Annotated in this window: 7 protein-coding genes and 2 pseudogenes; 3 read left to right on the top strand and 6 right to left on the bottom strand. The window is 73.1% G+C overall.

From position 1 onward, the window contains the following. Positions 1-404: 404 nt before the first annotated feature. Positions 405-769 (bottom strand): annotated as a pseudogene (locus tag ACWCPM_RS29240) (FUSC family protein); the annotation flags it as partial. A gap of 261 nt (positions 770-1030) precedes the next feature. Between ACWCPM_RS29240 and ACWCPM_RS29235 the strand changes: the two are divergent. Then, positions 1031-1522, top strand: coding sequence for an Lrp/AsnC family transcriptional regulator (locus ACWCPM_RS29235; protein WP_450979256.1), 492 nt, complete (start codon positions 1031-1033; stop codon positions 1520-1522). 4 nt (positions 1523-1526) lie between these two features. Continuing rightward, positions 1527-2218: pseudogene (locus tag ACWCPM_RS29230) on the top strand (HAD family hydrolase). A gap of 16 nt (positions 2219-2234) precedes the next feature. Here the strand turns inward: ACWCPM_RS29230 and ACWCPM_RS29225 are convergent. Beyond that, on the bottom strand, positions 2235-3026 hold the full coding sequence (locus tag ACWCPM_RS29225) for a LysR family substrate-binding domain-containing protein (RefSeq protein WP_450979255.1): 792 nt from the start codon (positions 3024-3026) through the stop codon (positions 2235-2237). Between the two features lie 58 nt (positions 3027-3084). Between ACWCPM_RS29225 and ACWCPM_RS29220 the strand changes: the two genes are divergently transcribed. After that, on the top strand, positions 3085-3471 hold the full coding sequence (locus ACWCPM_RS29220) for a DUF5997 family protein (RefSeq protein ID WP_450979254.1): 387 nt from the start codon (positions 3085-3087) through the stop codon (positions 3469-3471). A gap of 68 nt (positions 3472-3539) precedes the next feature. On the opposite strand, the gene ACWCPM_RS29215 is transcribed toward ACWCPM_RS29220, so the two are convergent. Genes ACWCPM_RS29215 through ACWCPM_RS29200 form a run of 4 tightly spaced genes read right to left on the bottom strand, consistent with a single transcriptional unit; the run spans position 3540 to position 8335 of the window. After that, positions 3540-4664 carry an XdhC family protein gene (locus ACWCPM_RS29215; protein ID WP_450979253.1) on the bottom strand — a complete coding sequence of 375 codons (1125 nt, stop codon included), beginning with the start codon at positions 4662-4664 and terminating at the stop codon, positions 3540-3542. Next, the gene (locus ACWCPM_RS29210) at positions 4657-6774 is read right to left on the bottom strand and encodes a xanthine dehydrogenase family protein molybdopterin-binding subunit (RefSeq protein ID WP_450979252.1); all 2118 of its coding nucleotides are present in this window, start codon (positions 6772-6774) and stop codon (positions 4657-4659) included. Before ACWCPM_RS29210 ends, ACWCPM_RS29215 begins: the two co-directional genes overlap by 8 nt. Next, positions 6771-7766 carry an FAD binding domain-containing protein gene (locus tag ACWCPM_RS29205; protein WP_450979251.1) on the bottom strand — a complete coding sequence of 332 codons (996 nt, stop codon included), beginning with the start codon at positions 7764-7766 and terminating at the stop codon, positions 6771-6773. Before ACWCPM_RS29205 ends, ACWCPM_RS29210 begins: the two co-directional genes overlap by 4 nt. Further along, a complete protein-coding gene (locus ACWCPM_RS29200) occupies positions 7763-8335 on the bottom strand; it encodes a (2Fe-2S)-binding protein (RefSeq protein WP_450979250.1) in 573 nt (190 codons plus the stop codon). Before ACWCPM_RS29200 ends, ACWCPM_RS29205 begins: the two co-directional genes overlap by 4 nt. Between the last annotated feature and the right edge of the window lie 179 nt (positions 8336-8514).

The raw sequence follows: 8514 nt of genomic DNA, 5'->3' as shown, positions 1-8514 counted from the left end.
AAGGCGAAGACGAAGGCGAGGACGAGGAGCGGGACGAGGAGCGGGACGAGGAGCGGGACGAGGACGAAGAGGAGGAATACGAAGAAGACGAAGAGAACGGAGAGGAGACGGACAGAAGGAAGAGCCGGTGATCGCCGCCCCGCGTCACGACGGTGTCGGCAGCACGTCGTGGTGGCGACCGCGGCAAGGCGAGGCGCTCCGGTGTGGGCCGGCGCACGTCAGGCACCCGGCCGAGGCGTTCAAGGAGGCGGCTCACGGCGGCCGACCAACAGCGTCGACGCACCTGAATCCCAAGGACCTGACCTGCGAAACGCCTCTGATCTAGACCACTTGGGCGACACGGGACTCTTCGGGCAAACTGGGTTAAATGGGACCATGACTGGCCGTGGCGGATGCGCCACGCGGGTCATGAACGCGAACACGCCGAGGCTGTACCCGCGCGCTCCCACTGGCGGGCGTGGCCGCCCAGGTCACATCGGCGAGGAAGATGAGATCACAGGCGAGCGGATGGTCGTGCAGAACGGCCGCGGCGGTCAGGACCGGCAGCCCGACGGCCGGAAGCAGCGCGGTGTTGACCGCCTGCCCGCGCACGGTGGCGCCCGTGACGGTGAACAGGGCGAGCAACGCGGCCAGGCCCCCGTGACGGCCCCGACGAGGGAGTGACCGGCGAGCCTGCGGACGACGACCGCGAGCCGATCCCGAGTACGGCCCGCGCGGCGAAGCGCAGCCGCGTCTGTCCCGGGTCCGGCCACGAACACCCCTTCAGCACTGCTGCCGCCCGCCCCCCATGCTTCGCAACGGCATTGAAAAGGGCGCCGCGGGAATCCGCAGCACCATCGACTCCCCCATGGCCGCATCACTGCCACCACTGGCCCAATTTGCTTCCCCTTCACTGGTCCATCGGCCCAGTCGCGAGCACAGGTGGCGAGCCACCGGGGGCCAACGAGCCACGTCCGGGCGAAACGGCCGCACGGCCCATGTTGGGGCCATTGGTACAGTCGGCCGTGATCGACGGGAGGAGGCCGGCGCCATGGCCGTGGACGAGCTGGACACCCGCATCCTGCGCCTGCTGCTGCAGCAGCCGCGCACGAGCGTGCGCGAGTACGCCCGCGTCCTCGGAATCGCCCGGGGCACCCTCCAGGCCCGGCTGGACCGGCTGGAGCGGGCCGGCGTGATCACCGGCACCGGACCGGCGCTCTCCGCCGCCGCCCTCGGCCACCCGGTGCTGGCCTTCGTGCACATCGAGGTCACGCAGGGCCATCTGGACGAGGTGGGCGACGCGCTGGCCGCCGTACCGGAGATCGTCGAGGCGTTCTCGATCACGGGCGGCGGCGATCTGCTCACGCGGGTCGTGGCCCGCGACAACGAGCACCTCGAAGACGTGATCCAGAAGCTGATCAGCATGCCCGGTGTGGTCCGGACCCGCACCGAGGTGGTGCTGCGCGAGCGGGTCCCGCACCGGCTGCTGCCGCTGGTGGAGTCGATCGGGCGGACGGCGCGCCACCAGTCGTCGACTTCATGACCCCATGAGCGATCCGGCCGACCTCGCGGTCATCTTCGATCTCGACGGAACACTCGTGGACAGCGAGCCGAACTACTACGAGGCAGGCCGGCTGACCCTCGCCAAGTGCGGCGTGCCGGAGTGCACCTGGGCCGAGCACGAGCGGCACATCGGCATCAGCACGCTGGACACGATCGTCGACTGGCACGAGCGCTACGGTCTGCGCGCCCCGGCGGCCGAGCTGCTCGCGGCCAAGAACCGGCACCATCTCGAACTCGCCCGGACCTCCACGCGCGCCTACCCGGAGATGCGAGGGTTCGTGGACTTGCTGGCCGCCGAGGGCGTCCCGATGGCCGTGGCGTCGGGGTCGTCACCCGAGGCCATCGCGGCGGTCCTCGCCGGTACGGGCCTGGACGCCCGGCTGCGCGCCCTCGTCTCGGCCGACGAGGTCGCCCACAGCAAGTCCGCTCCCGGTTCCTGGAGGCCGCCCGCCGCCTCGGGGCGAACCCGGCGGACTGCGTGGTGGTCGAGGACGCCGCGCCGGGCGCTGCCGCCGCCCACGCGGCCGGGATGCGCTGCATCGCCCTCCCCTACGTCGCCGCCCAGGCGGACGACCCCGCGTTCGCGAGCGCCGATCTGCTGGTGCGGGGCGGTCAGTCGGAGTTCACAGCGCGGGCGGCGTGCGCCTGGCTGACGCACTCGGCCCGTACCTCCTGACGCGGCTCCGGCTCAGCTAGGAGCGGCGGCGGGGCTTACCGCGGCGGGCGCCCTTGGGCGTGCCTCTGCCGGCGCCTTGGGAGGTGCCCCTGGACGTGCCTTTGGCGGCGCCGGAGCGTGAGGACTGCTGCGCCGCGGGTTTACGGCGCGCGGTGGCCTCGGTGCCGCGCTGTTCCTTCGGCTGCGCGTCCTGCTGGGCCCGGCCGCGGGTGCTGTTCACGGTCCGGCCGCGCACGATGCCGATGAAGTCCTCGACCAGGTCGGTGTGCGCGTCCTCGGGCCAGGACAGGGCCACACCCGACTGGGGCGCGTCCACCAGGGGCCGGTAGGTGAGGTCCTTGCGGTGGTGCAGGCGGGCCAGGGACTGGGGGACGGCCAGGACGCCGATGCCCGCGGCGACCAGGTCGATCGCGTCGGCGGTGGTGGCGGGGCGCTCGAAGGCGGCCTCCCCCGGCGGCCGCTCCCAGCCGAGGACGTCGTCGAGGGGGTGCAGGACGACCTCGTCGGCGAGGTCGTCGACGGTCACCTCGTCCGCTGCCGTGATGACGTGGTCCTTGGGGACCACGACGACCGTCGTCTCGGTGTAGAGCGGGATCGCGCTGAAGACCGTACGGTCCACGGGCAGCCGAACGATCCCCGCGTCGGCGCCACCGTCGCGCAACAGATCGGATGCCTCGGCGGCCGTCACGGGGAGGAGCGAGAGGGAGACGTCCGGCCGGCGCTCGTTCCAGATCCGCACCCACTTGCCGGGTGTCGCCCCAGGGACGTACGCGAGCCGGAACGTGGAGGGTGCTTCCGAGCCTGTCACGCCGCCAGGTTACCGGCTGTGGTCGGATGTCTCGTATCCGGCGGATAGTCTGGACTGCATGAAGTCGCACCAGACCACCCAGACGATGAAGCCCGCGACCGCGGCGAAGAAGCTGGGTGTCTACCTCCCCGCCACCCCCGCCGAGTTCCAGGAGGGCATGGTCTCGCGCGCCGAGCTGAACGAGCTGCAGGCCGACCCGCCCGAGTGGCTGCGGGACCTGCGGCGCGACGGCCCGCACCCGCGGCCGGTGGTCGCGGCGAGGCTGGGCGTCTCCATCGCGGGCCTCGCGCGCGGCGGAGTGACCGAGCCGCTCACCACGGAGCAGATCGAGACGCTGAGGCAGGAACGGCCCGAGTGGCTGGACAAGGAGCGGGCCACCCAGGCCGAGGTGCGCAAGGAAGCGGCTCGGCTGCAGGAGAAGCAGGCGGAGGCCGAGGGCGCCTGAGCGCGCTCCCGGCCCTCCCGGCGTGGCAAGGCCGTGGGGACGACGGCCCGAACCCGTCACTCGTCCCGTCACGCCGCCACCGCTGCCTCCCTCCGGTGGATCGGTGTGCCCGTCCCGGTGAGCGGGAGGCCCGTGCCGCCCCGCCGGGCCGCGATGATCTCGGCGGCGATCGAGACGGCGGTCTCCTCGGGCGTACGGGCGCCGAGGTCCAGGCCGATCGGTGAGCGCAGCCTGGCCAGCTCCCGCTCCCCGAGCCCGGCCTCCCGCAGCCGCCGTTCGCGCTCCTCGTGGGTGCGGCGGGACCCCATCGCGCCGACGTACGCGACTGGCAGCCGAAGGGCCTCCGTGAGCAGGGGTACGTCGAACTTGGCGTCGTGCGTGAGGACGCACAGGACCGTGCGCGCGTCGGTCCGGGTCCGCCGGAGGTAGCGGTGCGGCCAGTCGACGACGATCTCGTCGGCCTCGGGCAGCCGGGCGCGGGTGGCGAAGACCGGGCGGGCGTCGCAGACCGTGACGTGGTGGCCGAGGAGCTTGCCGACGCGGACCAGGGCCGCGGCGAAGTCGATCGCACCGAAGACGATCATGCGGGGTGCGGGCACCGCCGACTCCACGAAGAGGGTGAGCCCCGGAAGTTCGAGCGAGCCGGTGCGGCCCTCGGTGAGCATGGTGTGCGCCGCGGCCGCGAGGCGGGCGCGTGGGCGCGGTGACGGGTCGTGCGATGCGCCGTGCCCGTCCCCGGGCGCTTGCGTCTCGTACGTCCCGTCCTCGTGGACGAGCAACGGGGCGCCCAGCAGCTCCTCCGGGCCGCTCGTCACCCGTGCCAGAGCCACCGGCCCGCCCGTGGCCGCGGCCCTCAGCGCGTCCCGGACGAGTGCGGTCGCGCGGGTGACCGGCGTGATCAGGACCTCGATCGCACCGCCGCACGTCAGGCCCACGGCGAAGGCGTCCTCGTCGCTGTAGCCGAAGCGTTCGACGACCGTCACGCCGTCCTGGAGGGACTGGACGCACAGGTCGTACACCGCTCCTTCGACGCAGCCGCCGGAGACCGAGCCGATGACCGTGCCCTCGGTGTCGACGGCCAGGGCAGCGCCGGGCGCGCGGGGAGCGCTGCCGCTCACCGAGATGACGGTGGCCACGGCGAAGTCGCGGCCCTCCGCCGCCCAGCGGTCGAGTTCCTCCGCGATGTCAAGCATCCGTCGCCGCCGGCAGGACGCGGTCGGGCCGGATCGGCAGGTCACGGTGGCGCACGCCCGTCGCGTGCCACACGGCGTTGGCGACGGCGGCCGCCGCGCCCACGATGCCGATCTCGCCGATGCCCTTGATGCCGACAGGGTCGTCCGGGTCGGGGTCGTCCACCCAGTCCGCCTCGACGTGGGGCACGTCCGCGTGGGCGGCGACGTGGTAGCCCGCGAGGTCGGCGCCGACGTTGCTGCCGGAAGCCCGGTCGCGGAAGGCTTCCTCGTGCAGTGCCATGGAGATGCCCCAGATCATGCCGCCGACGAGCTGGTTGCGTGCGGTCAGCGGGTTGACGATCCGGCCCGCGGCGAAGATGCCGAGCATGCGCCGGACACGCACCTCGCCGGTGGCGGGGTCCACGGCGACCTCGGCGAACTGCGCCCCGAAGGAATGCCGTTCCCGCTGGGGCAGGGCGCCCAGGGCCGCGGCGGTGTCCGACCGTACGGTGACGCCCTCCGGCGGGATGTCCGCGCCCGGGGCCAGCCGCTCGCGCAGCTCGGCCGCGGCCAGCTTGATCGACCAGGCCCAGGAGCGGGTGCCCATGGAACCTCCGGCGATCATCGCCGGCCCGAAGTCGCTGTCCCCGATCCGTACCCGGACCCGGTCCGGCGGCACGTCGAGCGCGTCGGCCGCGATCAGGGTGAGCGCGGTACGGGCTCCGGTGCCAATGTCCGCGGCGGCGGTGCGCACGGTGAAGGTGCCGTCCGCCTCCGCCGTGATCGCCGCCGACGAGGGCGCGGCCCCGGCGAAGAAGGAGGCCGCCGCCGTGCCGGTGCCGATCAGCCACCGTCCGTCCCGGCGCACTCCCGGGCGTGGGTCACGGTCCGCCCAGCCGAAGCGGCGGGCGCCCTCCTCGAAGCAGACGAGCAGGTTGCGGCTGCTGAAGGGCAGTCCGGAGACCGGGCCCGCCGCGGGTTCGTTGCGGGCGCGCAGGGCGATGGGGTCGAGGCCGCACTTCTCGGCGAGTTCGTCCAGCGCCGACTCCAGAGCGAAGGACCCCGGCGCCTCGCCCGGGGCGCGCATCCAGGTCGGGGTCGGCACATCGAGGCGGACGACCTCGTTCGCGGTGCGGTGTGCGTCGGCGTCGTACATCACCCGGGCGACCCCGGCACTGGGCTCGACGTAGTCGAACACCGTCGAGGTGTGGTTGAGGGAGCGGTGCTCCAGGGCCCGCAGCCGTCCGTCGGCGTCCGCGCCGAGCCGGACCCGCTGGGTGGTGGGGCTGCGGTGGCCGGCCAGGGTGAACATCTGGCGGCGGGTCAGCACCACCCTGACCGGGCGCTGGAGGGCGGTGGCGGCCATCACCGCGGCCACCTGGTGGGCGCGCACGCCCTTGCTGCCGAATCCGCCGCCCACGTGATCGGAACGGACGCGGACGGCGCCCGGGTCGAGGGAGAAGATCTTCGCGAGGCTGTCCTGGACCCAGGTGGCGCCCTGGTTGGAGTCGAAGACGTCGAGCCGTCCGCCGTCCCAGCGGGCGGTCGCCGCGTGCGGCTCCATCGGGCTGTGGTGCTCCTCCGGCGTGGTGTACTCGGCGTCCACGACGACGGCGGACGCGGCGAGTTCCGGCTCCAGTTCGCCCTTGGTGGTCACGGCCGGCATGTGGCCCTCCAACGGGTGGGCGCCGGGGTGGTCCGCGGAGAAGGCGACCTCGTGCGGCTCCTGCTCGTAGTGCACGACCAGTGCCTCGGCGGCCTCCCGGGCCTGCTCCGACGTCTCGGCGACGACCAAGGCCACCGGCCAGCCGACGTGCGGCACCCGGTCGTTCTGGAAGAGCGCGGCCGACGGGTCGGGCGGGACGCCCAGCAGGCCGATGTGGTCGGTGTCGAGGCGTGGCGCGTTGCCGTGGTGCAGGACGGTGACGACGCCGGGCATGGCGAGGACGGGGTCGGCCTCCAGCGCACGGATGCGCCCGCGCGCGACGGTGGACAACGCCAGCCAGCCGTGGGCGAGTTCGGGGAAAGGAATCTCCCCGGCGTAGCGGGCGGCACCGGTGACCTTGTCCCGGCCCTCGACACGGGTGTGGGGTGTGCCGACGGAGGACGTCCGGCGGGTGACGGTGGTCATCGGGCGTCGGCCTCCTCGGCGAGTCCGGTCAGCACGGCCACCACGAGGTTGCGCATCAGGGTGACCTTGTATCGGTTGTGCGGAAGGGGCCGGGCCGCGGCCAGTTCGGCGTCCGCCGCGGCGGCGAAGGTCTCGGCGTCGGCCGGGGCTCCGGTCAGCAGCCGCTCGGCCTTCCGCGCCCGCCACGGCCGGGAGGCGACCGCGCCGAACGCCAGGCGCGCCTCGCGCACGGTCCCGTCCTCGACGTCCAGCGCCGCGGCGACCGAGCCGATCGCGAAGGCGTACGAGGCGCGCTCGCGCACCTTGCGGTAGCGGGAGCGTGCGGCGACCGGGGCGGGCGGCAGGGTCACGGCCGTGATCAGCGCGCCCGGCGGCAGAGCGGTCTCCAGATGCGGGGTGTCACCCACGGGCCGGTACAGCTCGGCGAGCGGCAACTCCCCCTGTCCCGCGGTCGTCTCGTACGAGACGACGGCGTCCAGGGCGACCAGCGCGACCGCCATGTCCGAGGGGTGGGTGGCCACGCACGCCTCGGAGGCGCCGAGGACGGCGTGGTTGTGGTGCTCGCCGTCGATGGCGGGGCAGCCGCTTCCGGGGACACGCTTGTTGCAGGGCTGGGTCACGTCGGCGAAGTAGCCGCAGCGCGTGCGCTGGAGCAGGTTGCCGCCGACGGTCGCCATGTTGCGCAGCTGGCCCGAGGCGCCGGCCAGCACCGCCTGTGTCAGCACCGGGTAGCGGCGGCGGACCTCGGGGTGGGCGGCGAGGTCGCTGTTGGTGACGGTCGCGCCGATGCGCAGCCCGCCGTCCTCGGCCGGCTCGACGCGGTCGAGGGGCAGCTCACGGATGTCGACGAGCCGGGCGGGCCGCTCGATGCCGGTCTTCATCAGGTCGACGAGGTTGGTGCCGCCGCCGAGGAAGCGGGCATCCGGGTCGTCGCCGAGCAGCGCGACCGCCCCGGAGACGTCGTAGGCGCGCTCGTAGCCGAACTCCCTCATACCGCCGCCTCCTCGGTCCGGTGGGTCCCGCGCGACTCGCGGGTCTCGTCGGCCGCGCGGCCGACGGCCTGGACGATCGACACATAGGCGGCGCAGCGGCAGAGGTTGCCGCTCATCCGCTCCCGGATCTCCTCCGGCGTCAGGGGTGGCGGTCCCGCCTCGGGCCGTACGTCGTCGGTGACGGCGCTCGGCCAGCCGGCCGCGTGCTCCTCGATGACGGCGATCGCCGAGCAGATCTGTCCCGGTGTGCAGTAGCCGCACTGGAAGCCGTCGAGGTCGAGGAACGCCTGCTGCACCGGGTGCAGCAGGTCACCGTCGGCCACGCCCTCGATGGTGGTGACCTCCCGCCCGTCGGCCGCGACCGCGAGTTGCAGACAGGAGACCGCCCGGCGGCCGTCGACGAGGACGGTGCAGGCACCGCATTGCCCCTGGTCACAGCCCTTCTTGGTACCGGTCAGATCGAGGCGTTCACGCAGGGCGTCGAGCAGGGTGGTGCGATGGTCGATGGACAGCGGATATTTCTCGCCGTTGATGTGCAAGGTGATGGCGCTGGACGTCGAAGGTGTCATGATCAGCCTTCTTTCGCGTATCCGATCCACACGGACGAGGAAGAACAACAAAGGCGAGTGCGGGGAAATCGGTCGAGAACCGGAGTCGGGGACCCGCGGGGAGGGCGCCGGGATGGCGCTGTACATGGCGAAAACCGCTCGCTCGCCGCTATGGTGGAGCTAACCGGACAACTGTCCAC

It is taken from the genome of Streptomyces sp. NPDC002309, assembly GCF_053593375.1.
This window is presented reverse-complemented; position numbering and strand designations above follow the sequence as displayed.

Coding starts and splice junctions, on each gene's coding strand:
- ACWCPM_RS29200 (WP_450979250.1), bottom strand. CDS start 8,335: ATGACACCTTCGACGTCCAGCGCCATCACCTTGCACATCAACGGCGAG.
- ACWCPM_RS29205 (WP_450979251.1), bottom strand. CDS start 7,766: ATGAGGGAGTTCGGCTACGAGCGCGCCTACGACGTCTCCGGGGCGGTC.
- ACWCPM_RS29210 (WP_450979252.1), bottom strand. CDS start 6,774: ATGACCACCGTCACCCGCCGGACGTCCTCCGTCGGCACACCCCACACC.
- ACWCPM_RS29235 (WP_450979256.1), top strand. CDS start 1,031: ATGGCCGTGGACGAGCTGGACACCCGCATCCTGCGCCTGCTGCTGCAG.
- ACWCPM_RS29220 (WP_450979254.1), top strand. CDS start 3,085: ATGAAGTCGCACCAGACCACCCAGACGATGAAGCCCGCGACCGCGGCG.
- ACWCPM_RS29215 (WP_450979253.1), bottom strand. CDS start 4,664: ATGCTTGACATCGCGGAGGAACTCGACCGCTGGGCGGCGGAGGGCCGC.